Annotated in this window: 21 protein-coding genes; 11 read left to right on the top strand and 10 right to left on the bottom strand. The window is 72.5% G+C overall.

Annotated features, from left to right (window positions below):
* Positions 1 to 62: 62 nt before the first annotated feature.
* Together ACIPSE_RS11640 and ACIPSE_RS11635 are read right to left on the bottom strand one after the other, a co-directional pair.
* The gene (locus ACIPSE_RS11640) at positions 63 to 890 is read right to left on the bottom strand and encodes an NAD(P)H-binding protein (RefSeq protein WP_401660700.1); all 828 of its coding nucleotides are present in this window, start codon (positions 888 to 890) and stop codon (positions 63 to 65) included.
* 353 nt (positions 891 to 1,243) lie between these two features.
* Positions 1,244 to 1,711: a winged helix-turn-helix transcriptional regulator gene (locus tag ACIPSE_RS11635; RefSeq protein WP_401660697.1), complete on the bottom strand. Its 468-nt coding sequence runs from the start codon at positions 1,709 to 1,711 to the stop codon at positions 1,244 to 1,246.
* 92 nt (positions 1,712 to 1,803) lie between these two features.
* On the opposite strand from ACIPSE_RS11635, the gene ACIPSE_RS11630 reads away from it, so the two are divergent.
* On the top strand, positions 1,804 to 2,304 hold the full coding sequence (locus tag ACIPSE_RS11630; protein ID WP_401660694.1) for a PaaI family thioesterase: 501 nt from the start codon (positions 1,804 to 1,806) through the stop codon (positions 2,302 to 2,304).
* A 21-nt stretch (positions 2,305 to 2,325) separates the two neighbouring features.
* Here the strand turns inward: ACIPSE_RS11630 and ACIPSE_RS11625 are convergent, their stop codons facing one another.
* Positions 2,326 to 3,135 (bottom strand): hypothetical protein, encoded by an 810-nt coding sequence (locus ACIPSE_RS11625; protein ID WP_401660691.1) that lies wholly within the window; start codon positions 3,133 to 3,135, stop codon positions 2,326 to 2,328.
* A 220-nt stretch (positions 3,136 to 3,355) separates the two neighbouring features.
* Entirely contained in the window at positions 3,356 to 4,666 is a 1,311-nt protein-coding gene (locus ACIPSE_RS11620; RefSeq protein ID WP_401660688.1) for a LuxR C-terminal-related transcriptional regulator, read from the bottom strand.
* A 208-nt stretch (positions 4,667 to 4,874) separates the two neighbouring features.
* Here ACIPSE_RS11620 and ACIPSE_RS11615 point away from each other — a divergent pair, with 208 nt between their 5' ends.
* Both ACIPSE_RS11615 and ACIPSE_RS11610 read left to right on the top strand, forming a co-directional pair.
* Positions 4,875 to 5,957, top strand: a complete 1,083-nt coding sequence (locus ACIPSE_RS11615; RefSeq protein WP_401660686.1) for an S-(hydroxymethyl)mycothiol dehydrogenase — start codon at positions 4,875 to 4,877, stop codon at positions 5,955 to 5,957.
* 2 nt (positions 5,958 to 5,959) lie between these two features.
* A complete protein-coding gene (locus tag ACIPSE_RS11610; RefSeq protein ID WP_401660683.1) occupies positions 5,960 to 6,589 on the top strand; it encodes an MBL fold metallo-hydrolase in 630 nt (209 codons plus the stop codon).
* A 230-nt stretch (positions 6,590 to 6,819) separates the two neighbouring features.
* On the opposite strand, the gene ACIPSE_RS11605 is transcribed toward ACIPSE_RS11610, so the two are convergent.
* Together ACIPSE_RS11605 and ACIPSE_RS11600 are read right to left on the bottom strand one after the other, a co-directional pair.
* On the bottom strand, positions 6,820 to 7,227 hold the full coding sequence (locus tag ACIPSE_RS11605) for a RidA family protein (RefSeq protein ID WP_401660681.1): 408 nt from the start codon (positions 7,225 to 7,227) through the stop codon (positions 6,820 to 6,822).
* A complete protein-coding gene (locus ACIPSE_RS11600; protein ID WP_401660678.1) occupies positions 7,224 to 8,705 on the bottom strand; it encodes an FAD-dependent monooxygenase in 1,482 nt (493 codons plus the stop codon). The genes ACIPSE_RS11605 and ACIPSE_RS11600 overlap by 4 nt, the downstream gene beginning before the upstream one ends.
* 68 nt (positions 8,706 to 8,773) lie before the next feature.
* Here ACIPSE_RS11600 and ACIPSE_RS11595 point away from each other — a divergent pair, with 68 nt between their 5' ends.
* The 8 genes from ACIPSE_RS11595 to ACIPSE_RS11560 all read left to right on the top strand — a co-directional run bounded on the left by ACIPSE_RS11595 (position 8,774) and on the right by ACIPSE_RS11560 (position 18,094).
* The gene (locus ACIPSE_RS11595; RefSeq protein ID WP_401660675.1) at positions 8,774 to 9,382 is read left to right on the top strand and encodes a TetR/AcrR family transcriptional regulator C-terminal domain-containing protein; all 609 of its coding nucleotides are present in this window, start codon (positions 8,774 to 8,776) and stop codon (positions 9,380 to 9,382) included.
* Positions 9,383 to 9,473: 91 nt separating this feature from the next.
* Positions 9,474 to 10,322 (top strand): helix-turn-helix domain-containing protein, encoded by an 849-nt coding sequence (locus tag ACIPSE_RS11590; protein ID WP_401660673.1) that lies wholly within the window; start codon positions 9,474 to 9,476, stop codon positions 10,320 to 10,322.
* Between the two features lie 155 nt (positions 10,323 to 10,477).
* Positions 10,478 to 11,554 carry an iron-siderophore ABC transporter substrate-binding protein gene (locus ACIPSE_RS11585; RefSeq protein WP_401660670.1) on the top strand — a complete coding sequence of 359 codons (1,077 nt, stop codon included), beginning with the start codon at positions 10,478 to 10,480 and terminating at the stop codon, positions 11,552 to 11,554.
* A gap of 43 nt (positions 11,555 to 11,597) precedes the next feature.
* A complete protein-coding gene (locus ACIPSE_RS11580) occupies positions 11,598 to 12,683 on the top strand; it encodes a FecCD family ABC transporter permease (protein WP_401660668.1) in 1,086 nt (361 codons plus the stop codon).
* Positions 12,680 to 13,741 carry a FecCD family ABC transporter permease gene (locus tag ACIPSE_RS11575; protein ID WP_401660665.1) on the top strand — a complete coding sequence of 354 codons (1,062 nt, stop codon included), beginning with the start codon at positions 12,680 to 12,682 and terminating at the stop codon, positions 13,739 to 13,741. Before ACIPSE_RS11580 ends, ACIPSE_RS11575 begins: the two co-directional genes overlap by 4 nt.
* Positions 13,738 to 15,402, top strand: coding sequence for an ABC transporter transmembrane domain-containing protein (locus tag ACIPSE_RS11570; RefSeq protein WP_401660662.1), 1,665 nt, complete (start codon positions 13,738 to 13,740; stop codon positions 15,400 to 15,402). The genes ACIPSE_RS11575 and ACIPSE_RS11570 overlap by 4 nt, the downstream gene beginning before the upstream one ends.
* Positions 15,399 to 17,204 carry an ABC transporter ATP-binding protein gene (locus ACIPSE_RS11565; RefSeq protein WP_401660660.1) on the top strand — a complete coding sequence of 602 codons (1,806 nt, stop codon included), beginning with the start codon at positions 15,399 to 15,401 and terminating at the stop codon, positions 17,202 to 17,204. Before ACIPSE_RS11570 ends, ACIPSE_RS11565 begins: the two co-directional genes overlap by 4 nt.
* Positions 17,201 to 18,094 carry a siderophore-interacting protein gene (locus ACIPSE_RS11560; protein ID WP_401660657.1) on the top strand — a complete coding sequence of 298 codons (894 nt, stop codon included), beginning with the start codon at positions 17,201 to 17,203 and terminating at the stop codon, positions 18,092 to 18,094. Before ACIPSE_RS11565 ends, ACIPSE_RS11560 begins: the two co-directional genes overlap by 4 nt.
* Before the next feature lie 47 nt (positions 18,095 to 18,141).
* Here the strand turns inward: ACIPSE_RS11560 and ACIPSE_RS11555 are convergent, their stop codons facing one another.
* The 4 genes from ACIPSE_RS11555 to ACIPSE_RS11540 all read right to left on the bottom strand — a co-directional run bounded on the left by ACIPSE_RS11555 (position 18,142) and on the right by ACIPSE_RS11540 (position 23,920).
* Positions 18,142 to 19,143, bottom strand: a complete 1,002-nt coding sequence (locus tag ACIPSE_RS11555) for a hypothetical protein (RefSeq protein ID WP_401660654.1) — start codon at positions 19,141 to 19,143, stop codon at positions 18,142 to 18,144.
* Positions 19,140 to 20,012 carry a hypothetical protein gene (locus ACIPSE_RS11550; RefSeq protein ID WP_401660652.1) on the bottom strand — a complete coding sequence of 291 codons (873 nt, stop codon included), beginning with the start codon at positions 20,010 to 20,012 and terminating at the stop codon, positions 19,140 to 19,142. The genes ACIPSE_RS11555 and ACIPSE_RS11550 overlap by 4 nt, the downstream gene beginning before the upstream one ends.
* A gap of 407 nt (positions 20,013 to 20,419) precedes the next feature.
* Positions 20,420 to 22,807, bottom strand: a complete 2,388-nt coding sequence (locus ACIPSE_RS11545; protein WP_401660650.1) for a phosphoketolase — start codon at positions 22,805 to 22,807, stop codon at positions 20,420 to 20,422.
* 207 nt (positions 22,808 to 23,014) lie between these two features.
* Complete coding sequence (locus ACIPSE_RS11540) at positions 23,015 to 23,920, bottom strand: universal stress protein (protein ID WP_401660647.1); 906 nt, start codon at positions 23,918 to 23,920, stop codon at positions 23,015 to 23,017.
* Positions 23,921 to 23,956: the final 36 nt, after the last annotated feature.

The raw sequence follows: 23,956 nt of genomic DNA, 5'->3' as shown, positions 1-23,956 counted from the left end.
TACAGCTCGTCGCGCACCCGAGTCATCCCCTCTGGATGCGCGACGAGCCGTGGGCAATCCGTTCAACTGCCGTCCGTCGACGTCAGTTCGCGCACGGCTTGGCGCAACGCCGTCGGAGCGCGGCCGAGCACCCGGCCCAGGTCCTCGGTCCGGCGCTCCAGGGCTCCGGACCGGATCTGGAGTTCCAGCCAGCCCTGTATGCCGGCGGCGGGCTCGGCGCGTTGCCGAATCCGCACGGGCTCGCCGTACAACTGCGTGAGGACCTCGGCGAGTTCGGGATACGTCCACAGGGTCCCCGTGAAGTCGTAGGAACGGCCGAGGTGACCGTCCTCGGTGAGCACCCGGGCAGCCGCCTCGGCGAGGTCGGCGCGCGAGGCGGTGTTGATCCCTCTGCCGTCGGTGCCGTCCCACAGCTCCCCCTCGGCGACGGCCGTGCGCAGCCCGGGGTTGAGGAACGCCTCGCTGTAGAAGGGGTGGCGCAGCACCGTGTGGTTCAAGCCGCTGTCCCGCAAGGCCTGTTCGGTGACGTGGTGCGCCTCGGTGAGTCCGTCGGGCTTCGTGTCGGCATCCAGGAAGCTGGTGTAGACGACCGCACCGACCCCGGCCTCGCGGGCCGCGTCCAGGGCGGCCCTGTGGTGGCCGATGCGGCGGGCGGGGTCCAGTTCCGGGGAGGAGATCAGCAGCAGCCGGTCCGCCCTGGCGAACGCGCTGGTGAGGGTCGCCGGATCGTCGTAGTCGCCTCGTCTGATCTCGACCCCGCGGGCAGCGAGGGCTGCAACGCTGTCGGGAGAGCGCACCGCGACCGCGAGATCCTTCGCCGGGACACGGCTCAGCAACCGCTCCACGACGAGCCGCCCGAGCGCACCCGATGCCGCCGACACCACGATCATCCAAACCCCCTTCACCCAGGCCGAGTTGCCCGCTCCCCCACTGCGGTCGGCCCGTGCTGCCGCGCTTCGGCAGCGCGCACACCTTGATCGACCCGGCGCGTGGACGTCAAAGGCTTTTCCGGGGCCGCGTCCCCCTCACCGGGCCGGAGCGTCGTCGCCGAAGTCGCCCTGCGGGGGAGGGCGACGGCTTCCGCTGGTCGCGTCGCGCTCCGGGGGTGACTTCGCCGAGGGGTCTCGCGGCCTTCTTCGATGACGCCCCCTGCATGCGCGCCCTCCAGGACCGGCCGTCCGCGGAGGCATGGGGGGAGACGCACACCCGTGCTCCTCACACGCACGCGGCCGACCCCTGCGCCTCACACTCGTCGCCGCGCCCCAGGACCGGGCCGGGCGACGACTTCCCTGGGGGTGAGGGCGACACGGTCGGCCGGGCATTCGACGACGGCCCGGACCGGCGTCCCGCACTCGGCGTGCCGCATGTCCATCACCGGGCCCTCCGGGTCCGCGGCGTAGGTGTCGCCCCACTGCCGCAGCGCGACGAGCACGGGCCACAGATCCCAGCCCTTCGGAGTCAGCCGGTACTCGTTGCGGGACCGGCTGCCCGGTTCCCGGTAGGCGACGGTCGTCAGGATCCCGGCCGCGGTGAGCTTGCGCAGCCGGTCGCTCAGGACCGCCTCCGAGAGGCCGATGTGGCGCCGGAAGTCGTCGAACCGGCGTACGCCGCAGGCCACATCGCGCACGATCAGCAGCGTCCACTTCTCGCCGACCAGGTCGAGTGTGCGCTGGACGGGACAGTTCTCCGTGCTGACCTCAAGCCACTCCATCCCTTCATGCTAGAGGCCGACTTCTCCTTTGACAGTCAGAGAGGGTCCGGGCTAGCTTCAATCAACGAAGCCAGCTGAGAGGATGCCGGGTCATGGGACGGTCACGCACGTACGAGTGGGGCGACCCCTCGATCACCGCCGGTGCGGTGGGGCAGGCCTCGGGCCTGGAGTTCCTGCGCGAGGTCCGGTCGGGGAAGCTCCCCGCGGCGCCCATCGCGGCCACCCTCGACTTCACTCTCGACGAGGTGGACGAGGGCCGGGCGGTCTTCTCGATCACGCCCGGCGAGGAGCACTACAACCCGATCGGCAGTGTCCACGGCGGCGTGTACGCCACCCTGCTCGACTCGGCGGCCGGGTGCGCCGTGCAGTCCACCCTCCCGCCCGGGACGGGCTACACCTCGCTCGACCTGAGCGTGAAGTTCCTCAAGCGGATCACCGCGGACACCGGCAGGGTCCGGGCCATCGGCACGGTCGTGAGCCGAGGCCGCCAGACGGCACTCGCCGAGGCCAGGCTCGTCGACGAGAACGACCGCCTGCTGGCCCACGCCACCAGCAGCTGCATGCTGTTCCCCGTGCCCCCGTCCACGGCCTGAGGCGCGGACAGCGGGCCCCGCTCATCCGCTCAGGATTCCTCGGGCCCCGGTGACCGGGACCGCGTCCGCGGCTCGCGGGACGGTGACACGGACCGGCTCGCCGATGTCCGACAGCGTCATGGTCGTCGTCACCTGCGTACCGGACAGGTTGAGGTTCATACGGGTCCGCACCAGGCGCCCCCGGGTGTCGATCCAGGCGTCCGCGAAGATCGGTAGGTCGGCGCCCAGGGCGTCGCGCGCCTGGTCCGTGTTCGCCCGGACGTCCGGGGCCATGTCCAACGTGGCGGTCCGGTGGTCGAGGATGCCGCGGTAGTGCACCGCGCGTACGCCCCGGACGTCGTCCTCGCCCTCCATGGAGACCTCGCGCATCGCGGCGATCTGCTTCAGGACGTGCTCGGGGTCGTTGAGCGGGGCCCGCAGCAGATAGTGGGCCTGCGCCTCCTCCCGGGCCATGACACCCCAGGCGTCCTCTCCGGCCCCCTCGGCCGCGCTGATGTAGATCTTGCCGTCCGCGAAGACCTCGTCGCTGTGATCGATGGCGCCGCCGGGAAGGTCGACCGTCAAGTGGCCGCTGTCCGCCGCGAAGTCGAAGCCGCCGGTGACGGTGAGGCCGTACTCCTGGCCGCCGTCACGCAGCTCGATCTCCTGCCGGAACGAGGCACTGTCCCGGCGAAGGGCCGCTACGGCCGTCCGCACGGCGGAGCGAGGGCTGGTCGACGAAGCGGACGCCGGTGAAGCGCTCGTGGCACGGTCGCCGCTTCCGGCGCCGGACAGGGAGCAACCGGCACACGCCAGTGTGACGGCAGCGGTGAGGACAAGACGACGGCGCATGCGCTTCTCCGGGGTTCTCGGTCGAGCGCGCAGCCATCGCGGCGCCGCCTCGCGCGAAGATCCTACGAAGCCGCCTACGGCGATGCGAACAGATTTCCCCACCGGGTCGGCGGATCTCGTGGCGGCCCGGACCGGCGGCCACCGCCCTCGCGGATCCGGAGTCGGCGTGACCTCGCGGCAGCCCGCGCCGACGGCTGCGGCCCTCCCGGGTCCGGAGCCGTCACGCTCCGACGGCATCGCCGCCCACGGGCGCTCCAACGCCCTCGACAAGGCCCGCCTCGACGGCGACCACGGCTGCCGCGGCCCGTGAGGTGACGGCGAGCTTGCGGTAGAGCTGGCTGGTGTGGAACTTCACGGTGTTCTCGCTGATACCGAGTTCGGCCGCGATCTGCCGGTTGCGGCGTCCGGCGGCGAGGAGCCTGAGGACGTCGGTCTCGCGGGGAGCGAGGTTCCAGTTCCGCGCCGCCGCGGTGGCCGAGGTGTCGGGCGGGTCGAGGGGAATCCTCACATCGAACTCGGAGCCCCACGTCGCCACGGCGTCCACATCGAGGCGCCCTCCCAACGCGGTGGCGCGGACGGCCAGTTGACGCACGGCGGGCAGGCTGTCGTCGATGCGGCCGGGGCCGTCGTCGCGCACGGCGACGAGGAGGTTCGCGCCGTCGCAGTTCCACTGGACGCGGATCCGTGTCACGCCCTCCTGGTCGCTCATCAGGAGCACCGCGCTGCGGACGATGGCGCGGGCCGCGTGGGCCACCTCGCCCGGCAGCGCGCGACCGTCGACCGGAGGGTCGAAGAACTCCACGCGCACGGCGCCGTGGCGGCTGAGGGGTCGCAGTTCGCCCTTGAGCCGCTCGAACGCCCGTGAGACGGGTTCCTCGGCCAGCGAGGCGACCAGGTCGCTTCCGCTCCTGGACCGCACGAGGGCACCGGCGGCGAGGTCCGTGGCCAGAGCCCTGGCCCGGGCGTCGTCCAGGTCGCGGCTGCGCAGGGTGGCGAGCAGCGATTCGAGGTCGGTCTGGTGGCGGTCGGTCAGCTCGGCGGTGACCCGCAGCCTCTCGCTGGAGGCGGCCCGAGACTCCCGCAGGTAGTCGGGGCGCGCCTCGGCGACCTGCTGGCCGATGCGGGTCGCCGCGATCTCCCACAGCGCCGCGGCGCACTCCTCGGCGGACGGGTCCTCGGGCCGGCCGGGCTCGCACAGCACCAGGATCGCTCCCGTGTCGGCGCGGAACACGGTCACGGGCCGCTGCCGCGCCGCGATGACGGCGTCGCCCGACCAGCGCGGCGCCGTGAGCCCACGCCGTACGGCGTCCAGCTCGGCGATCGTGATGCGCTCGGTGATCTCGGGGTCGCCGGCCCTCTTCTGGGGTCGGCCGGTGCAGTCCTCCGTGAACACCGTGAGCGCCCGGTGGGGCAGCGCTGCGCCGATCGCCGAGTGAAGCCGTGGGGCGATCTCCAGGAGGGTCGAGGTCGCCACGGTGCCGGCGTGCCGGATCGCGGCGACGGCGCTCTCACCGGCGGGATGGGTGGTCATGTCACGCAATCTATCCCGACCCACCCGTTCCCCACCTACCCGAACGGGTGGGTGAGGTGCCCCGAAGGTTGGCTGACGGCTACCCATCCGGGCAGCAGGATGGTCGTGGGCCGGGGTGCGCTTCCGCGGGTTCCCCCTTCGCGGAGTCGTCGGCCATCCCCTCGGACGCGCCCCACCCGCACTGTCCATCGATGCGAGGAACACAGTCATGTCTCACGAAGTCCAGGGTGTCGTGGCCCGTCACAAGGGTGCGCCCGTCTCGGTGGAGACCGTCGTCGTGCCGGACCCGGGTCCGGGCGAGGCGCTGGTCAAGGTCCTGGCCTGCGGGGTGTGCCACACCGACCTGCATTACCGGGAGGGCGCGATCGGCGACGACTTCCCCTTCCTGCTCGGCCACGAGGCGGCAGGCGTCGTGGAGGAGGTCGGCGCGGGGGTGACGGAGGTCGTCCCGGGCGACTTCGTCATCCTCAACTGGCGTGCTGTGTGCGGCCGTTGTCGGGCGTGTCGGCGGGGTCAGCCGTGGTACTGCTTCGACACCCACAACGCCACGCAGAAGATGCGGCTCGCCGACGGCACGGAGCTGGCCCCCGCTCTGGGGATCGGCGCCTTCGCCGAGAAGACCCTGGTGGCCGCCGGGCAGTGCACCAAGGTGCCCGAGGTGCGTCCCGAGGCCGCCGGGCTCCTTGGCTGCGGCCTGATGGCGGGCCTGGGCGCCGCCCTGAACACGGCTCCGGTGACCCGGGGACAGAGCGTCGCCGTGATCGGGTGCGGTGGTGTCGGTGACGCCGCGATCGCCGGGGCGCACCTCGCGGGTGCCGGCCGGATCATCGCCGTCGACCTCGACGACCGCAAGCTCGAACTGGCGAGGACGTTCGGGGCGACCCACACCGTCAACTCCTCCGGTACCGATCCGGTCGCCGCGATCCGCGCGCTGACCGACGGCTTCGGCGCGGACGTGGTGATCGACGCGGTGGGCCGTCCCGAGACCTATCGGCAGGCGTTCGAGGCCCGCGACCTCGCGGGGACGGTCGTCCTGGTGGGGGTCCCCTCCCCCGACATGAAGGTGGAGCTGCCCCTGCTGGACGTCTTCGGCCGCGGCGGCGCCCTGAAGTCCTCCTGGTACGGCGACTGCCTGCCGTCCCGCGACTTCCCGATGCTGATCGACCTCTACCGCCAGGGGCGTCTCGACCTGGACTCCTTCGTCACCGAGACGATCCCCCTGGACGGCGTGGAGAAGGCCTTCGAGAAGATGCACGCGGGTGACGTCCTGCGTTCCGTGGTGGTGTTCTGAGAGTGAGCGCGCGCATCGAGCACGTCGTCACCTCCGGCACCTTCGCCCTCGACGGCGGCTGCTGGGACGTCGACAACAACGTCTGGATCGTCGGGGACGACGAGGAGGTCGTCGTCATCGACCCGGCCCATGACGCGAAGGCGATCGTCTCGGCGGTCGGCGGGCGCCGGGTGACCGCGGTGGTGTGCACCCACGGGCACAACGACCACATCAACGCGGCACCGGAGGTGGCCGAGGCGACGGGCGCCCCGGTCCTGATCCATCTCGACGACCGCATCCTGTGGTCCCGGACCCATCCGGACCGCTCCCCGGACGGCTACCTCTGCGATCAGCGCCGCCTGACGGTCGCCGGAGCGGAGGTGGAGGTCCTGCACACGCCGGGCCACACCCCGGGCGCCATCAGCCTCCACGTGCCGGAGCTGAACACCGTCCTCACCGGCGACACCCTGTTCGCGGGCGGACCCGGCGCCACGGGCCGGTCGTTCTCCGACTTCCCCACCATCATCCGCTCCATCAGGGACCGCCTCCTCACCCTGCCCCCGCACACCACCGTCCTGACCGGCCACGGCCCGTCGACCACCATCGGCACCGAGAGCCCGGACCTGGACGCCTGGATCGCACGGGGTCACTGAACGGGACCATGCCCTGGGCGAGCCGTCACCCATGCCGTGACGCCTCGCCCAGGGCACGCCGTTCTCCACCCACACAGGGCAGTACGGCTTCCGCGGCACGCCGTGCGTGAAGGACCTGACGCTTCGGGCCGTCCGTGGCGCCGACGGCACGGAGCTGGAGGTCGAGTTCCAGCACAACTGCCGGCAGCACGACGGCGACCAGACCGTCCGCTACGAAGGCGTCGAGCGAGTCAGGGGCACGGCAACTGGTGGACGGCCGCGGTGACGTCGACCTCGATGAGGTATCCGGGGGCGAACAGGGCGGTGACGGGGACGAGCGTGCTGGCGGGTGCGGTGCGGGTGCCCTCGCGCAGAGCGTCCAGGACGGCCGGCAGGACGTCGAGCGTGTAGTCGACGACGTAGATCACCTCCTTGACGATGTCGTCGCGGCTCGCACCGACGGCAGTGAGCGCGAGGTCGATGGTGCGGGCGATCACGGCGGCCTGGGCGGCATGGTCGCCGCCGGTGGGGTTGCCTCGGCCGTCCCGGGCGACCTGGCCGGAGAGGTGGACGAGCCGCCGGCCGGTGGTGACCACGAGTTGGCTGATGAGGCCGGGTACGGCGGGCAGGCCGGGCGGATCGAGGCGCTGGACGCTCACCGGGCGGCTCCTGTGCGGTGTGTGGTGGCGAGGACCTCGGTGAGGCTGTCGGTGAGGGCGGTGTCGTCCTGTTCGGTACCGACCCAGGCGAGGTGACCGTCGGGGCGGACGAGGAGGGCGCGGACGTCGGCGAAGCCGGTCGGGGACCGGTGCGGGGCGGCGGCGTGGACGTGCAGTCCGGGGCGGACGAACCCGGCCAGGCGGTGGCTGCCCGTGAGGTCCAGCAGGAGGTGGCGGTCGACGCGCAGCAGGGCGAACAGGCTGGTGTCGCCGAGGGCGAGGTCGGGCGCACGGGTGCCGGTCAGCCGGTGGGCGCCCGGGGTCGTGGGCGGGTAGGTGACGGCGAGGGAACTGACCTGGGCGGCCAGACGGTCGTTGAGGTCGGGCAGAGCCGTGATCAGCCGGGCGAGCAGGCCACGCAGGTCGGCGCCCTCGGGGGTGAACGCGGTCATCAGGGCCACTTGGGCACGGCTGGTGGCGGTGAGGTCGGCGCCGACCGGGTGGCGTTCGGCGTGATAGGTGTCCAGCAGGCCGTCGGGGGCCCAGCCGTTGAGCGTCGCGGCGAGCTTCCAGGCCAGGTTGGCGGCGTCCTGGATGCCGACGTTCATGCCGACTCCCCCGGCCGGGAAGTGCTGGTGGGCGGCGTCGCCGGCAAGGAAAACGCGGCCCTTGCGGTACTGGTCGGCGAGGCGGGTGGCGTTGCCGTAGCGGGAGAGCCAGACCGGGTCACGCATCCCGAAGTCGGCGCCTGCCATGGAGGTGACGTTCTCGCGCAGTTCGTCCAGGGTGAGGTCGCCGGGCCAGGTCGTGGTCAGGTCGCGGGGCGTGATGCCGACCAGGCGGTGGATGCCGCCGGGCAGGGGAACGGCCATGAGGGCGCCGGCCGGGCCGAAGGAGCTGTGGCCGGGCGGGGGCGGGTCGTCCAGGACGACGTCGCCGAGCCAGCCGAGCACGGTGGACGGGGTGCCGGGACAGCCGATGCCGGCGGCGGTGCGCACGGTGCTGCGGGCGCCGTCGCAGCCCACCAGGTAGGACGCCGGGAAGGTGACGGAGCCGTTCGGTCCGGTGGTGTGCACGGCGATGTGGTCGGGGTGTTCGGTGAAGCCGGTGACCTCGCGGCCGCGCAGGATGTCCGCGCCCAGGTCGGCGGCCTGCGCTTCCAGCAGGGCCTCGGTGCGTTCCTGGGGCAGGGCGAGGGTGTAGGGGAAGGGGCTGGGCAGACGGCGGAAGTCCAGGCGGGCGTCCAGGGCGCCGAAGTGGCCGCCGGGCAGCGGTATGCCCTCGCTGACGAAGGGCTGGTGCGCCCCTCGGGAGGCGAAGGTCTCGATGGTGCGCGGGTGCACGGTCAGGGCGCGGGAGCGGGGATCGCGTTCGGTGCGGGGCTCGATGACGGCGACGGTGACGCCCGCGCGGCGCAGTTCGCCGGCGAGCCACAGGCCCACGGGTCCGGCACCTGCGACAACCACCCGATGGTTCATGGTCTTTCTCCTTCCGGACAGCATCTTGGTCAGTGACCAACACGAAGCGTGTGCAGTAAACTAGGTCAGTGACCAAGAAGCAAGCCAGGGAAGACGCGGCGGGCCAGCTCACCCGCACCGCCGTGATCGATGCCGCCCTCCGCGTACTGGACGAGCGTGGACTGGACGGCCTCTCCACCCGCGCGGTCGCCGACCACCTCGGCGTACGGATGAACACCGTGCTGTGGCACGTGAAGACCAAGGCGCGAATGCTGGAACTCATGGCCGACGCCGTTCTCGCAGGCATCGGCTACGACGACCTCCCCGACGCCGCCCGGGACCGCGCCCGCGAACTCGTCGGCCGCTACCGGCGCGCGCTCCTCGCCCACCGCGACGGCGCCGCCCTGGTCACCGGCACCTACCCGGCCGAACCGCACACGCTGCGTTTCGCCGACGCCCTCGTCGACGCACTCCTGAACGCCGGCGCCGACGAGCGGCGGGCGGCCTGGACGGCCTGGACGGTCACCTACTTCACCCTCGGCCTGACCCAGGAGGAACAGGCGGCCCCCGAGGAGGACGACGAGCGACTCGCACACGCCATCGACCCCGGCACACACCCGGCACTGCGACGCGTCCTGCCCCACCTCCGGCAGAACTTCGACGAGCGCTTCACCTTCGGGCTGGAGGCGATCCTCTGAGCGAGGGCCGCGCCGCTCACGCCCGACAGGGGCGCGAAGTTCCCGCGTGACGGATCCAGGAGACCCGCCTAATTTAGGTTAGGCTCACCTAATGTCAGCGTCACTTCTTCTCCCCGCCCGACGGGACACCCAGCCACCGGTACCGGTCCCCTCCGGCTGGGACGAGCCGGTCGACGGCGGGGCCGTCGTCCGTGCGCCCTATCTCCTGACCACCGCCGTGCTCGACGGATCGGTCCCGCACGGGCCCACCCTGCGGGACGTGCACACCCACGCGGACCCGATGGTGGCCTGGGCGCACGCGGGGACCGTTCTCGTGCATACCCGTGGCGCGATTCGGCGGCTCGTGCCCGGGCAGGGGCTGTGGATCCCGCCCGGCACGGCACACGCCTCGTCCGTCGATCCGGGCGGCATCGGCTGCTACACGTACGTCACCGCCACGGCCGCCCTCTCCTGCTGGCGGTCCGTCACCGCGTTGCGGGTGAGCCGGGCGCTGCGGGAGATGCTGATCCATCTCGATGTCACGTCGATGCCCGACGAACTGCGGCTGCGCACCCAGCGGGTCCTGATCGACATGCTGGAGCCCGACCCGTCCCCGGCGATCGAGGTGCCCGTGCCGCGGGACTGGCGTATCCGGGCGCTCGCCGAGGACGTGATGCGCACGCCGGAGAGCGACACGTCCCTGGAGGAGTGGGCGGGCCGGCACGCGCTGAGCGTCCGGACCGTGGCCCGTGTCTTCGGCGACGACATCGGGATGTCCTTCACCCGCTGGCGCGCCCTGGTGCGGATGTCCGCCGCGACCGGGCTGCTGGCCCGCGGTCATTCCGTGAACCTGGTCGCCCACCGCTGCGGGTACTCCACGACCAGCGCGTTCTCCGCCGCCTTCCGCCGGGTGTGCGGGATGAGCCCGACGGTGTATGCCCGCGGCGGCACCGACACGTGATGGCCGATCCGCGACACGCAACGGCCGGAACGCGCACCTCGGGAGCCGTCACGCCCCTTAGCGTTCACGGCAGGTAAGGGTTACCTCATTTTCCCTGGTCGGAGCTGTATCGACCGACCCGTGAGGTGCCCGGCACATCAGATCCGAGGAGAACCATGTCCCTGCCGATCCGGCACACGAGCGGTCCGGGCGCACTGATCCGCGCTCTCGCCCTCGCCGTCTGCGCGGTCTTCGTCCTGGCCGGCTGCGGCGGCGGTACGGCGTCCAGCGCGAGCACCGGGAAAGCAGCCGCCTCGGCGAGCTTCCCGGTGACGCTCAAGCACGGCCACGGCAGCACGACCATCCCGTCCAAGCCGAAGCGGGTCGTCGCGGTCAGCTGGATGTCGCTCGACGTGGCCGCGGCCCTGGGGACCACGCCGGTGGGCGTGGACGAGCAGTGGGGCGGGGACAAGGACGGCTACACCCCCTGGTTCCGCGCCCAGGTGAAGAAGAACGGCGACGAACTGCCCACGGTCCTCAAGTACGCCGACTCCGGCGAGTTCGACTACGAGCAGATCCTCTCCCTCAAGCCCGACCTCATCCTGGGCCTCTACTCCGGCATCACCGAGGCGCAGTACAAGCGCCTGTCGGAGATCGCCCCGACCCTGCCGTACCTCAAGAAGGCGTGGGACGGCGGTACTTGGCAGGAGATGACCACCACCATCGGTACCGCGCTGGGCGAGAAGGACAAGGCCGCGGCGCTCGTCACCGACGTGAAGGGTCAGCTCTCCCAGGTCTCCGAGGACCACCCTGAGTTCGAGGGCAAGTCCTTCACCTACGGGACCGCCCTGTCCTCCGGCGCGACCGAGGTCGGTCTCTACGCCGACTACGACGCCCGGGTGCGGCTGCTGACCGAGATCGGCTTCGAGAACACCCCGTCGATGTCCAGCATCCTGTCCACCGTCGAAGGAACCAACTGGTACGGCGCGGTGAGCCTGGAGAAGCTCGACACGATCGAGGCGGACATCTTCGTGGCCTGGGCCAACGGCCCCGAGGACATCAAGTACACGCTCGACGACAAGGTCTTCGGCCGCTGGGCGCCGATGGCCGGCAAGCACTACGCCTTCATCCAGGACCCGACGCTCGGCATGGCCACCAGCGGTCCGTCCGTGCTGTCCATCCCCTGGGCTCTCGAGCGGTACGTGCCCATGCTCGCCGACGCCGTGTCCGGCAAGGGCAACGACGGCTCCTGACCGTCGTACGCCCCTCCCCCGTGCCGTGCTCCCAGAGAAGACGATGACGACCGCACCCGCCCCGCCGCCGACCGGCGGCCCGCCCCGGACGCCGGCACCCGCCCGGCCGCTGCCGCGCACCGACGCGGCGGCGGCCCGGGCCGGGCGCCACCGTCCGCTGCTCCTGCTCCTCTGCGTGGCGCTGCTGCTGGCGTCCTGCGTCCTCAGCGTCATGGTCGGGGCGCGCACCATCGCGCCCGGCACGGTGTGGGACGCGCTGTTCCACTTCGACGACTCCGACGAGCATCTGATGGTGCGGGAACTGCGCGTCCCGCGCACCCTGATCGGGGTGCTGGCCGGTGTCTGCCTCGGTCTGAGCGGAGCCCTGATCCAGGCGTTCACCCGCAACCCGCTCGCCGATCCCGGCATCCTCGGGGTCAACGCAGGCGCCAGTCTGGCCGTCACCTTCGCCGTCGCCGTCCTCGGCGGCGCCTTCCAGTTCCTCTGGTTCGCGCTGGGCGGGGCGCTGGTCCTGACCGTCCTGGTGTACGCCCTCGGCGCGATCGGCGCCGACCGGGCCAGCCCCGTGAAACTCACCCTGGCGGGCGTCGCGTTCAGCGCGGTGTGCAGCGGCGTCACCTCCGCCCTGGTCCTCAAGAGCACCGCCACACTCGATGTGATGCGGTTCTGGGGCGTCGGCTCCATCGGCGGGCGCAGCCTGGACATCCTGCCGGTCGCCCTGCCCCTGATCGCCACCGGTGTGCTGCTGGGTCTGGCGTCCGCGCGGTCGCTCAACGCGCTTGCCCTGGGCGACGACTCGGCCCGCGCGCTGGGCACCCGTCTGACGCTCACCCGGGTCACGGTCGTCGTCGCGATCACCTTGCTGGCCGGGACGGCTGTCGCGGTGGCCGGGCCGATCTCCTTCGTCGGGCTGATGGTCCCGCACACCGTGCGCTGGTTCGTCGGGCCCGACCAGCGGTGGATCCTGCCGCTGACCGTGCTCGTCGCCCCGTGCTTCCTGCTGGTCGCGGACATCGTGGGACGGATCGTCCTGCCGAGCGGTGAACTGCGGGTCGGGCTGGTCACCGCGCTGGTCGGCGCTCCCGTGCTGGTGGTGCTGGTGCGCCGCCGGAAGGTGAGCTCCCTGTGACCTCGCTCCCGCGCGTCTCCGGTACCGGGCGGCGCCGCTCCGTCTGGGCCTCGGGCCGCTTCTCGGTGCGCGTCGACCACCGCTCCGTCGTCGTCTGCGCGCTGCTCGCCGCGGTGACCTCAGCGGTGGGGGTGCTCGCGCTGGGCACCGGCTCGATCGCACTCACCCCGGCCCAGGTCGTCCACGCCCTCGTCGATCCGGCCGCCGCGCCGGCCGACCGGCTCGTCGTGGTCGACTGGCGGCTGCCACGGCTGCTGTTCGGCCTGCTGTGCGGGGCGGCGCTCGGGGTGAGCGGGGCGATCTTCCAGTCCCTGACCAGGAACCCCCTCGGCTCCCCCGACGTGATCGGCTTCTCCGCGGGCTCCCACACCGGAGCCAGTGTCGTCCTGCTCGCGCTGGGCAGCACCGGCTATCTCGCCCTCGCGTCCGGCGCGCTGATCGGCGGGGCGCTCAGCGCGCTCCTGGTCTACCTGCTGGCGTACCGCAAGGGCCTGCACCCGTTCCGGCTGATCATCGTCGGGATCGCCGTGGGCGCGTTCCTCAGCTCGCTCACCTCGACGATGATGCTGTCGGTCAGCCCTCAGCAGGCGATGCTCGCCGCGACCTGGGGCGCCGGATCTCTCAGCGATCTCGGCTTCTCCCAACTGAAGCCCGCCTTCGTCGTGTTCGTCCCGCTGATGCTCTGCGCGGTTCTCGTCGCGCGCCCCCTGGGGCAACTGGAGATGGGGGACGACACGGCGGTGGCCCTCGGTGTCGACGCGCGCCGCACGCGGCTCACCGCGACCGTGGTGGGCGTGGCGCTGACCGCGCTGGTCACGGCCTGCGCCGGGCCGATCGCGTTCGTGGCGCTCGCCGCCCCGCAGATCGCCCAACGGCTGACCCGCACCGCGGGCTCCCTGCGGGTGGTCCCCACCGCTCTCACCGGCGCGGCCGTCCTGGTCGCCTCCGACCATGTCGCCCAGCGCGTGAACCTGCCCGTCGGCGTGGTCACCGTCAGCGTGGGCGGCGTCTATCTGGCCTGGCTGCTGGCCCGGCAGTATGCGAGTCGCAGATCGTGAACGTACAGAAGAAGACCGCCCCCCTCACCCCCCGCTCCTCCGGGGACACCGTCTCCGCGCTCTACCGGCTCGCGCTCCTTCGCCAGGGGCGGGCCCGGATGCTGGTCCTGACCACCCTCGCGTTCATGGCCCACGAGGCGTGCGAGGCACTGATCCCGGTGCTCGTCGGTGTGGTGGTGGACCGCGCGCTGGCCCCGGGCGACGCGACCGCGCTGGCCGGCTGGCTCGCCGTGCTCGCGGCCACGTTCCTCGTGCTGTCCTGGTCGTGGCAGCGGGCCTCCGCCGCCATGGTGACCGTCTACGGCCACGGCGAACACGCACTGCGCCAGCGGGCCCTGCGCCGGGTCCTCGACCCGCACGGCCTGCGCGAGCGTCCCGGTCCCGGCGAGACGCTGTCCCTCGTCTCCTCCGACACCTACCGGGTCGCCGGGGTCTCCTGGAGCGTCGTCCAGCAGGCCTCGACCGTCACCGCCGTACTCACCGCCTGCGTCGCCCTGCTGCTGATCTCCGCGCCGCTGGCCGCCGCCGTCGTCGTCGGGGTGGTCGCCGTGCTGCTGCTGATGCGGCGGGTGTCGATGCCGCTGGAGGCGCGAGGGCTGGCCGAACAGGGGGCGGCGGCGGAGGCCGGGGAGGTCGCCACCGACATGATCACCGGGCTGCGGGTCCTCACCGGGATGCACGCCCGCGACGAGGCGGACCGCCGCTACCGGGCCGCCAGCGAGGCCTCCCGCGCGGGAGCGGTCGCGGCGGCGGGCGCCGTGGTCACCTACGGCGCCCTCAGCAAGCTGCTGTCCGGCCTGTTCCTGGCCCTGCTCGCCACCGCGTCCGGCTGGCTGGCGCTGCGCGGGCATCTCACGGTCGGTCAGCTGGTCACCGTACTGGGGCTGGCCCAGTACCTCCAGGGTGCCATCGCGCACGTCGGCACGTTCTCGGCGAACTGGGCCCACAAGCGGGCTTCGGCACGGCGACTGGCCGACCTCCTGGACCGGCCCGCCCTCGTCCCCCCGCTGAACCGCCCCGCGGGCGAGCCTGCCGGAGGTGAAGAGGCGCTGCACTGGACCCCGGCAGGCCCCGGCGGTCCCGTCGTACGGCTGCGCACCGGCGAACTGCTCGGCATCGTCCCCGAACGCCCCTCCCACGCAAGGGAGTTGTGCGACCGGTTGGGCTACCGGGTGCCGCTGCCGCGCGGGGAGCTGCTCGTCGCGGGCACCGACGCCGTCGACCTGGGTCCGGACGCCGTACGCTCCCATGTCCTGGCCCCGCCGCACCACGCCACGGTGTTCTCGGGCAGTCTGCGCGCCAACATCCGTCCGGACGGCGGCGAACCGGACCCGGCGATCCTGAGGGCCGCGCTGGTGGACGACCTGTTCGAGCGGCGCGACGGCGGCCAGGGCGAGGCGGGCGAGCGGGGCCGGGCCCTGTCGGGCGGGCAGCGCCAACGGCTCCTGCTGGCCCGCGCCCTGCACAGCGGCGCGCCCGTCGTCGTCCTGGACGACCCCACCAGCGCCCTGGACCCCGTCACGGAACGGCGGGTGGCGCAGCGGCTGCGCCGCACCGACGGCGCCGTCCTGCTCATCACCACCAGCCCGTTGCTGCTGGCCGCGTGCGACCGGGTCGTCGACCTCAGCACCGCAGCCGCTCTTCCGGAGGCCCACCGATGACACACTCCTCCTCCGCCGTGCTTCCGGTGGCCGAGGCCCGGCTGACCCGCCGGGAGATCCTGCGGCGGCTACGGCCTCACCGGGTGCGGGCCGTGTCGGCCGCCGCCGCGCTCACCGCGGGCGCGGCGGCGGCGGTGACGGCTCCGCCCTTGCTCGGCGCGATCGTCGACGCCGTCCTGGACGACGCCGGAACCGCTCACGTCGTCCTCCTGGGCGTCGCGTTGGGGCTGGCCACCGCCCTGGCGGCGCTGCTCGGACTGGTCGGCGGCCGACTGCTCACCACCGTCTCCCAGGCCACGCTGGCCACACTGCGCGAGGACGCCTTCGCGACGGCGCTGCGGCTGCCGCCCGAGCGGATCGAGGCCTCCGGCACCTCCGATGTGGTCTCGCGGGTCACCCGGGACGTCGAGTCGGTCTCCGAGGCCGCCTCCGACCTGCTGCCGGACCTCCTCGACAGTGCGCTGGCCATCGGGCTGACGGTCGTCGCGCTCGCCGTACTGGACCCGCGGCTGGCGCTGGCCGGGATGCTCGGCCTGCCCGTGCACGTCCTCGTCACGCGCAGGTTCCTGACCCGTTCCCGGCCCGTCTACCGGGACATCCGGCTGCTGGAGGCCGAGCGCGGGCAGTCCGTGCTGGAAGCGGTGCACGGCGCGGACACCGTACGCGCCCACCGCGACCAGGAGCGGGTCCTCACCCAGGTCGCCGAGCGCAGCGAACGGGCCATCACCCGCCAGCGCGACGGAGTCCGGCTGCGCAACGCCTTCGTCGGCGGCCTCAACACGGCGGAGTTCCTCGGCCTGTCCGCCGTCCTCGCGACCGGGTTCGCCCTCCTGTCGGCGGGCGAGATCACCGTGGGCACGGCCACCGCGGCGGCCCTCGCCTTCCACCGGCTGTTCGGGCCGATCGGCGCCGTCCTGGGCAGCCTCGACGACGTCCAGCGGGCCACGGTCGGCCTGTCCCGCCTGGTCGGCCTCACGACCCGGACTCCGGCGACCGGCGGACCGGAGCCCGCCGGGTCCGCGTCCGGCGCCGGTGTGGAGGTGCGCGAGGTGTCCTACGCCTACGGCGGGCGGCCCGCGCTGGACAAGGTGTCCCTGCGCATCACGCCGGGCACGACCATGGCGCTGGTCGGTGCCAGCGGCTCGGGCAAGAGCACTCTGGCGCATCTCGTCGCGGGCCTCACCACGCCGGAGAGCGGCGAGGTCCTGCTCGGCGGGACGTCCGCCGTCCGCTCGCGCGGCGCCTATCTGGTCACGCAGGAGACCCATCTGTTCCGGGGGACCCTGGCCGACAACCTCACCCTCGCCCGTCCGGACGCGAGCAGGGAGGAGATGGCCTCGGCGCTGCGCGGCTGCGGCGCCGACTGGGCGTTCGACCTGCCCGACGGGCTCGACACCCGTGTCGGCGCCGACGGCGTCCCCCTCGACGAGGCCGCCGTGCAGCATCTGGCCCTGGCCCGGGTCCTGCTGGCCGATCCACCGGTGGTGGTCCTCGACGAGGCGACCGCCGAATCGGGCACGGGACCCCACGCGACACTGCACAAGGCACTGGCGTCCGTCACCCGCGACCGCACCGCACTGGTCGTCGCCCACCAGCTGCACCAGGCCCGCCGCGCCGACCTCATCGCCGTACTCGCCGACGGCCGCACGGCCGAACTCGGCACCCATGACGAACTGTCGGCCGCGGGCGGCACCTACGCGGACCTCTGGTCGGCCGCCACCACCGCGCGGGTGCCGCCCCAACCGTCACCCGCGCCCGCCACCGCCCCTTCCCCCGCTGTCCCACACGAAGGAACCCCATGACCATCCACCACGCCGAAGTCGCCCGGGTCGTCACGCTCTCCGAGAGCATGGTGCGTGTCACGCTCGGCGGCGGCGACCTGGCCGGCTTCGTATCGACCGGCGTCGGTGACGAGTACGTCCGGCTCTTCCTGCCGCACGGCACGGACCGCCACGACCTCTCCCTCCCGGACGCCCTCCCGGACGGCGGCTGGCAGACCCCTGAGGGCCGCCCCACCGCGCCGATGCGGACCTACACGATCCGAGCGGTCCGCCCGGACGCCGGTGAGATCGACATCGACTTCGTCGCCCACGACCACGGAGTGGCATCGGAGTGGGCCCTCGGGGCGCGCCCCGGCGACCCGGTCGGCCTCACCTCGCCCACCGGCCTCTACAAGGCGCCCGCCGACCTCGGACACCAGGTGCTCGTCTCCGACCTGACCGGACTGCCCGCGCTGGCACGCCTGTTGGAGCAGACGCCCGACGGGGTGCGCAGCAGGGTCGCGGTGGAGGTCCCGGGCGCCGCGTCACGTCAGGACCTGTCCCTGCGCCCCGGGGACCACCTGACCTGGAAGTACGGCGGCAATGGACACGGCCCCTGCCGGCTGGCGGAGCTCGTGGCCGCCCAGGTGCCCGCGGGCACCGACCTCACCGGCGGGTACGTGTGGGTCGCGGGACAGACCAACGCGCTGCGTGAGGTGCGTCGTTACCTGCGCAAGGAACTCGGCCTGCCCGCCGACCGGTTCAAGGTGGTCGGCTACTGGATGCCGGGCTCCGAGACCTGGGGCGACCGCTACGAGGCCCTGCCCTCCACGGTCAAGTCGGAACTCACCCGTATGTGGGACGAGCCGACGGGCGACCAGGAGGACCTCACCCTCGACTACGAGACCCGGCTGAGCGAACTCGGGCTCTGAGCGCGGTCGCACGCCTATGTGGCCCGCGGCGACGCCCACATGGCTCTTCACGGGCATTCGGTCGCTCGCAGGGAGCTGCCGCTCACGTACTCCAGCCGCAGGCCGCGGTCGCCTTCGTCGACGATGTACATCCGCCCGTTCCAGGGAGCCCAGTACCGGGGGACGAGGTAGAGCCGGTCGCCCGCGACGTGGAACAGCCGCAGCCCGGCGTACCGGAAGTGATACGGACTGCCCTTCTCGGACACGGTCGCCGCACAGCTGCCGCCTCCGCGGATGAGCAGGTCCTCCTTGCTGAACAGCACGACGGCGGGAAAGCCGTCCGCCTCGGCCACGGCGGCGGTCGTCTCCTCCGCACGGCTCTGCCCGATGATCACCGCGTAGGCGTAGACCGCCCAGAACAAGGAGACGACGGCCACCAGCACAGCGGGCGCCCAGAGCTGTGCCGCCCGCTGACGCGGTACCGCGGGCCCGTCCGGCTCCGGGCGGGTACGGGCGTACGCGCTGAGCAGCACTCCGATGATCGCGGCCAGCGGAATGAACAGATCGAGCAGCACACCCGGTGAGAGGGAGTACAGCGGTACGAGCAGGAGCGCGGGGAGCCAGGCGTGCCGGCACACCCGCAGCACGGGCCCGGCCCGGACCGGATCGCGCTGGACCCTGCGGTGCAGCACCGACGCCGCCATGGCGGTGGCGGCCAGCGCCAGCACGGGGAAGTAGAGCGCGTCCACGCTGCGCAGCAGGTAGTCGGCCGTGGACAGCCGGAACAGCGTGTCCCGCAGGCCCAGGGCCCGTGTCTCGGCGTCCGTGCTGGCCCAGCCGAAGTAGAACAGGACGGCGGTGAAGAGGGAGAGGAGGGAGCCCGCGGTGCCCAGCAGTTCCAGCCAGTTGCGGGTCGGGGGGCCGGGTGGGCGTGCGGGTTCCGGAGGAGGACCGGGTTCCGGAGGAGGATCGGGTTCCGGTGGCAGCGGCTCCGGGTCGGGATCGGGAGGAGGCGGCTCCGGGTCGGGCTGCGGCTGCGGCTGCGGCTGCGGCTGCGGTGGGACCGTCACGGCGAAGGCGAGGTGACGGGCGACGAGGAGCCCTCGCTCGATGAGCCCGCCGGGTTCGGGTCCAGCACGGTGACGGCGTCCTCCAGCGTCGCCTTCGACCCGTACTGGACGGTGACGTCGACGGTCCTCGGATAGGTGTCGAAGGCCGGTGTCTCGACGCTGAACGCGAACCCGTCGCCGGACGGCGTGACGTCTCCCGACTCGCCGGTGGAGGGCACGTCGTCGAAGAGGACGCTCACCGAGATCAGGTCCGACGGGCTGAAGTAGGCCCCGCGCACCTCGACCCTGACCTGCTCGCCCGCCTTCACCTCGCCGCCGACGCCCGCGGTCACAGCGGCGATCCGGAAGTCGCAGGCGTTCGCGCCGCCGCTCCCCGCCGAGCTCTTCAACTGCACAGTGGCTGACGGGTGTTGCTGGTGGTAGCGCAGGGCGTCTCCCAGTACGACGCGTGCGGCGCGGCCCTTGCAGGTACTGACCGTTCCCTCGGTGTCCGCGTAGAGCCGGGCCGCCGTGTTCCAGTCACCGCCCTGCCCCTGGAGGCCGAGGCAGGCGTGGGCCAGGCCGCGGAGCAGCAGCCACTGAGGGTCGTCAGGCTGCGCCTCGATGACGTGCAGGGTCTCGGCACACTTGTCGGGCTTCTCCCCGAGCTGGTCGTAGACCGAGTCCGGGTCGGGCGACTGCTCGGTGTTGGGTGAACGCGGGCCGGGGCGCAGCCAGCTGGGCGTGCCGCCGCCTCCCGGCTGTGAGCCACCGGAATCGCTTCCGCCGGAGTCGCTTCCGCCGGAGTCGCTCCCGCCCGAGCCGCTCCCGCCGCCACCGGACCGGTTGCCTCCGGCACCCTCGTCGTCCGAGGGTCGCCATGTCGACATGCCGCCACCGGAACTGTCAGACCCGCCTGACCCGCTGGAGCCGCTGGAGCCATCCGCCCCGTTTGACCCTCCGGACCCGGTGGAGCCGCCTGATCCGGTGGACTCACTGGACCCCCCGGACGCGCCCGCCCCGTCGTCCCCGTCTCCACCACACGCGGCCGTGCCGATGACCAGCGCCCCCGCGACGCATAACCCTGACACGCGCATCCCGAGTGAGATCGCCATGACGCCCCCGATGCCAAGTGCCCCCATGATGGAGCCGCGGCCCCGGCCTGGGAAGGCACTTCACCCAGGCTGGGGAGGGAGGTACCAACGGACGTTCGCGTGGCCCTGACCGTGACCGGTGAGCGGGGCGAGCCGTGGTCCGACACCGAGGACCGGCGCGACACCGCTGCCGTGCCGGGCGTTCAGCCCTGCCACGACCAGTCGGCGACCTCCGGAAGGTCGGTGCCGTGCTCGCGGATCCACGCGTGATGGCGCAGCCGCGCGTCCTCCATCTCCTGGCGTACGGCCGCCGCGCGGACCGCCAGGCCGGGGACGCGGTCGATGACGTCCATGACCAGGCGGTAGCGGTCGAGGTCGTTGCGGACGACCATGTCGAAGGGGGTGGTCGTGGTGCCGATCTCCTTGTACCCGCGCACATGCAGGTGCCCATGTCCGGTGCGCCGGTAGGCCAGGCGGTGGATGAGCCACGGGTAGCCGTGGTAGGCGAAGATCACCGGCCGGTCGGCGGTGAACAGGCCGTCGTACTCGAAGTCGCTCATGCCGTGCGGGTGTTCCTCGCCGGGCAGGAGCCGGGCGATGTCGACGACGTTGACCACGCGGACGGCGAGGTCCGGCAGGTGCCGTCGCAGCAACTGGGCCGCGGCCAGCACCTCTTGGGTGGGGACGTCCCCGGCGCAGGCGAGGACGGCGTCCGGTTCCCGGGTGCCGTCCTCGGTGCCGGCCCAGTCCCAGATGCCCGCGCCGCGCGCGCAGTGCGCCTTGGCCTGTTCCATCGACAGCCAGTCGTAGCAGGGCTGTTTGCCGGCCACGATCACATTGACGTAGTCGCGGCTGCGGAGGGCGTGGTCGGCCACCGACAGCAGGGTGTTGGCGTCCGGCGGGAAGTAGACGCGCACGGCCTCCGGGCTCTTGTTGAGGATGTGGTCGACGAAGCCGGGGTCCTGGTGGGAGAAGCCGTTGTGGTCCTGGCGCCAGACGTGCGAGGTCAGCAGGTAGTTGAGCGAGGCGATGGGTGCGCGCCACGGCAACTGCCGTGTCACCCTCAGCCATTTGATGTGCTGGTTGACCATCGAGTCGACGATGTGGACGAACGCCTCGTAGCACGAGAAGAGTCCGTGGCGGCCGGTGAGGAGGTAGCCCTCCAGCCAGCCCTGGCAGGTGTGTTCGGAGAGGATCTCCATGACGCGGCCGTGGCGTTCGAGGTGTTCGTCCACCGGTAGCGTCTGCGCCTGCCATGCCTTGCCGCTGGCGTCGAAGACGGCCTGGAGCCGGTTGGACGCGGTCTCGTCGGGCCCCACGATCCGGAAGTCGCGTCGCTCCTGTGTGGCCCGCATGACGTGTTCCAGCAGATCGCCCAGGACACGGGTGGGTTCGTGCATCGTCAGGCCCGGCTTGTCGACGTCCACGGCGAACCGTTCCAGCGTCGGCAGCGGCAGCTCCCGCAGCAGCAGCCCGCCGTTGGCGTGCGGGGTGGCGCCCAGCCGGCGGGCGCCCTCGGGGACACAGGCCAGCACCTGTGCGCGGGGACGGCCGTACTCGTCGAAGAGTTCTTCCGGGCGGTACGAGCGCATCCACCGCTCCAGCAGGCGCAGATGCTCGGGGTTGTCGCGCACGGCGGCCAGCGGGACCTGGTGGGAGCGCCATGTTCCCTCGACGGGAACTCCGTCGACCTCGGCCGGACCGGTCCAGCCCTTGGGGGTGCGCAGCACGATGACCGGCCAGTGCGGACGTTCGGTGACTCCGTCCTCGCGGGCGCCGCGCTGAAGGACCTCGATCCGGTCCAGGGCGTCGTCCATCGCGGCGGCCATCGCCCGGTGCACGGTCATCGGGTCGTCGCCGGTGACATGGATCGGGGCGTGGCCGTATCCCCGGAGCAGGGCGTCGAGTTCGGCCTCGGGCAGCCGGGCCAGGACCGACGGATTGGCGATCTTGTAGCCGTTGAGGTGCAGGATCGGCAGGACCGCTCCGTCGTGGACCGGGTCGAGGAACTTGTTGGAGTGCCAGGAGGCGGCCAGCGGGCCGGTCTCCGCCTCGCCGTCACCGATCACACAGGCCACGACCAGCCCGGGGTTGTCGAGGGCGGCTCCGTAGGCGTGCGAGAGGGAGTAGCCCAGCTCGCCGCCCTCGTGGATGGAGCCGGGTGTCTCCGGCGCCACGTGGCTCGGCACTCCGCCGGGGAACGAGAACTGCCGGAACAGCCGTGCCATGCCGTCCGCGTCCCGGGTGACGTCCGGGTAGGTCTGGCTGTAGGTGCCCTCCAGCCAGGAGTTGGCGAGTACGGCGGGCCCGCCGTGGCCCGGCCCCCAGATGCACAGCGCGTCCAGGTCGCGGGCCTTGACGACACGGTTGAGGTGGGTGTGGACGAGGTTGAGGCCGGGTGAGGTGCCCCAGTGGCCGAGCAGCCGCGGCTTGACGTGCTCGGGGCGCAGCGGCTCGGCCAGCAGGGGGTTGGACATCAGGTAGATCTGGCCGACCGCCAGGTAGTTCGCGGCACGCCAGTGGGCGTCGAGGGCCTTCAACTCCTCGTCCGTGAGGTCGGCGGCGGACGCCTGCGGTGTGTCGACGGACATGTCGGATCCCTTCGGGGGGCGGGAGTCGCGGTTCGAGGGCGCGTGGCGTTGTACGTCGGTCCACCCTGCGCCGGATCGCCGGGTACCCGACAGGGCCGACCGGGCCACCCCTCCAGGGCCTTCGGGCGTTCGGCCCGCCGGAGCGCCTCGCTGGACCGGTCGACGGACCAGGACGTATGCCGGGCTCGGCTCGACCGGAACAGGCGGTCAGTCGTGCGGGACGACCGCGACGGGGACCGGGGCATGGTGCAGGACGGCGTGGCCGACGTGACCGATGTGGGCGCCGAACGGGTTGCGTCGCACGCGGCGGCCGACGACGACCAGGGAGGCGTTCCGGGCGGCGTCCACCAGGCGGATGCCGGGACTGCCGGACCGCGCCTCCTCGGTGACCTCGACGTTCGGGTACTTCCTCCGCCAGGGCCGCAGGGCCTCGCTCAGCAGCGCGGCCTGCTGCCGGGTGATCTCGTCGTGCAGGCCGGCATCGGCGGAGAGCCCGTAGACGTAGTACGGCGGCAGGTTCCAGCCGTACACGGCGCGCAGTGCGGTAGAGCGCCGGGCGGCCTCCTCGAAGGCGAAGGCGAGCAGGGAGTCGTCGGGCCGCAGCGCGTCGAGCCCGAGGACGACCGGCAGGAAGGGCGTGGCGGCCGACGGGATGCCGACCGGGTCCTTCTCGTGCGCGTCGGCGGCCTGTTCCCCGGCACGGACCAGGACGACAGGCCGTTGGGCGTGCGCGGCCGTCCAGAGGCCGACGGAGCCGATCATGAACCCTGCGATGCCGCTCAGCCCGCGGGAGCCGAGGACCAGCAGTTCGGCGTCCTCGGCGACCTTGGTGAGGACTTCGGCGGCCCCGCCGGTCAGGTGCTCGATGCCGACCTCCAGGCCGGGGTGTCTCGCCCGGATGCCCTGGGCGGCCTCGCGCGGGACGCGCTCGCTCCAGTCCTGCCGGGTCTCGGTGCCGAGGAGCGGCGCCTGCGCCATGGGGTCCGGGACGGGCTCCCGGACGTGGACGATCCTCAACGGCACTCCGCGCAGCCGCGCCTCGCGGGCCGCCCACTCGGCAGCGGCACGGCTCTCGGCGGAGCCGTCGAGACCTGCCACAACGGTGCGCACCATGATTCCGCCTCCTGATCGCTGTGTGGGATCAGCGTC

It is taken from the genome of Streptomyces sp. NPDC090106 (assembly GCF_044747265.1).
Classification (GTDB): Bacteria; Actinomycetota; Actinomycetes; order Streptomycetales; family Streptomycetaceae; genus Streptomyces.
This window is presented reverse-complemented; position numbering and strand designations above follow the sequence as displayed.

Bases quoted from the DNA above. Each gene is read 5' to 3' on its own strand.
- ACIPSE_RS11625 (WP_401660691.1), bottom strand. From the start codon at position 3,135: ATGCGCCGTCGTCTTGTCCTCACCGCTGCCGTCACACTGGCGTGTGCC.
- ACIPSE_RS11560 (WP_401660657.1), top strand. From the start codon at position 17,201: ATGACCATCCACCACGCCGAAGTCGCCCGGGTCGTCACGCTCTCCGAG.
- ACIPSE_RS11580 (WP_401660668.1), top strand. From the start codon at position 11,598: ATGACGACCGCACCCGCCCCGCCGCCGACCGGCGGCCCGCCCCGGACG.
- ACIPSE_RS11590 (WP_401660673.1), top strand. From the start codon at position 9,474: ATGTCAGCGTCACTTCTTCTCCCCGCCCGACGGGACACCCAGCCACCG.
- ACIPSE_RS11585 (WP_401660670.1), top strand. From the start codon at position 10,478: ATGTCCCTGCCGATCCGGCACACGAGCGGTCCGGGCGCACTGATCCGC.
- ACIPSE_RS11640 (WP_401660700.1), bottom strand. From the start codon at position 890: ATGATCGTGGTGTCGGCGGCATCGGGTGCGCTCGGGCGGCTCGTCGTG.
- ACIPSE_RS11635 (WP_401660697.1), bottom strand. From the start codon at position 1,711: ATGGAGTGGCTTGAGGTCAGCACGGAGAACTGTCCCGTCCAGCGCACA.
- ACIPSE_RS11600 (WP_401660678.1), bottom strand. From the start codon at position 8,705: ATGAACCATCGGGTGGTTGTCGCAGGTGCCGGACCCGTGGGCCTGTGG.
- ACIPSE_RS11620 (WP_401660688.1), bottom strand. From the start codon at position 4,666: ATGACCACCCATCCCGCCGGTGAGAGCGCCGTCGCCGCGATCCGGCAC.
- ACIPSE_RS11615 (WP_401660686.1), top strand. From the start codon at position 4,875: ATGTCTCACGAAGTCCAGGGTGTCGTGGCCCGTCACAAGGGTGCGCCC.
- ACIPSE_RS11550 (WP_401660652.1), bottom strand. From the start codon at position 20,012: ATGTCGACATGGCGACCCTCGGACGACGAGGGTGCCGGAGGCAACCGG.
- ACIPSE_RS11630 (WP_401660694.1), top strand. From the start codon at position 1,804: ATGGGACGGTCACGCACGTACGAGTGGGGCGACCCCTCGATCACCGCC.
- ACIPSE_RS11565 (WP_401660660.1), top strand. From the start codon at position 15,399: ATGACACACTCCTCCTCCGCCGTGCTTCCGGTGGCCGAGGCCCGGCTG.
- ACIPSE_RS11545 (WP_401660650.1), bottom strand. From the start codon at position 22,807: ATGTCCGTCGACACACCGCAGGCGTCCGCCGCCGACCTCACGGACGAG.
- ACIPSE_RS11540 (WP_401660647.1), bottom strand. From the start codon at position 23,920: ATGGTGCGCACCGTTGTGGCAGGTCTCGACGGCTCCGCCGAGAGCCGT.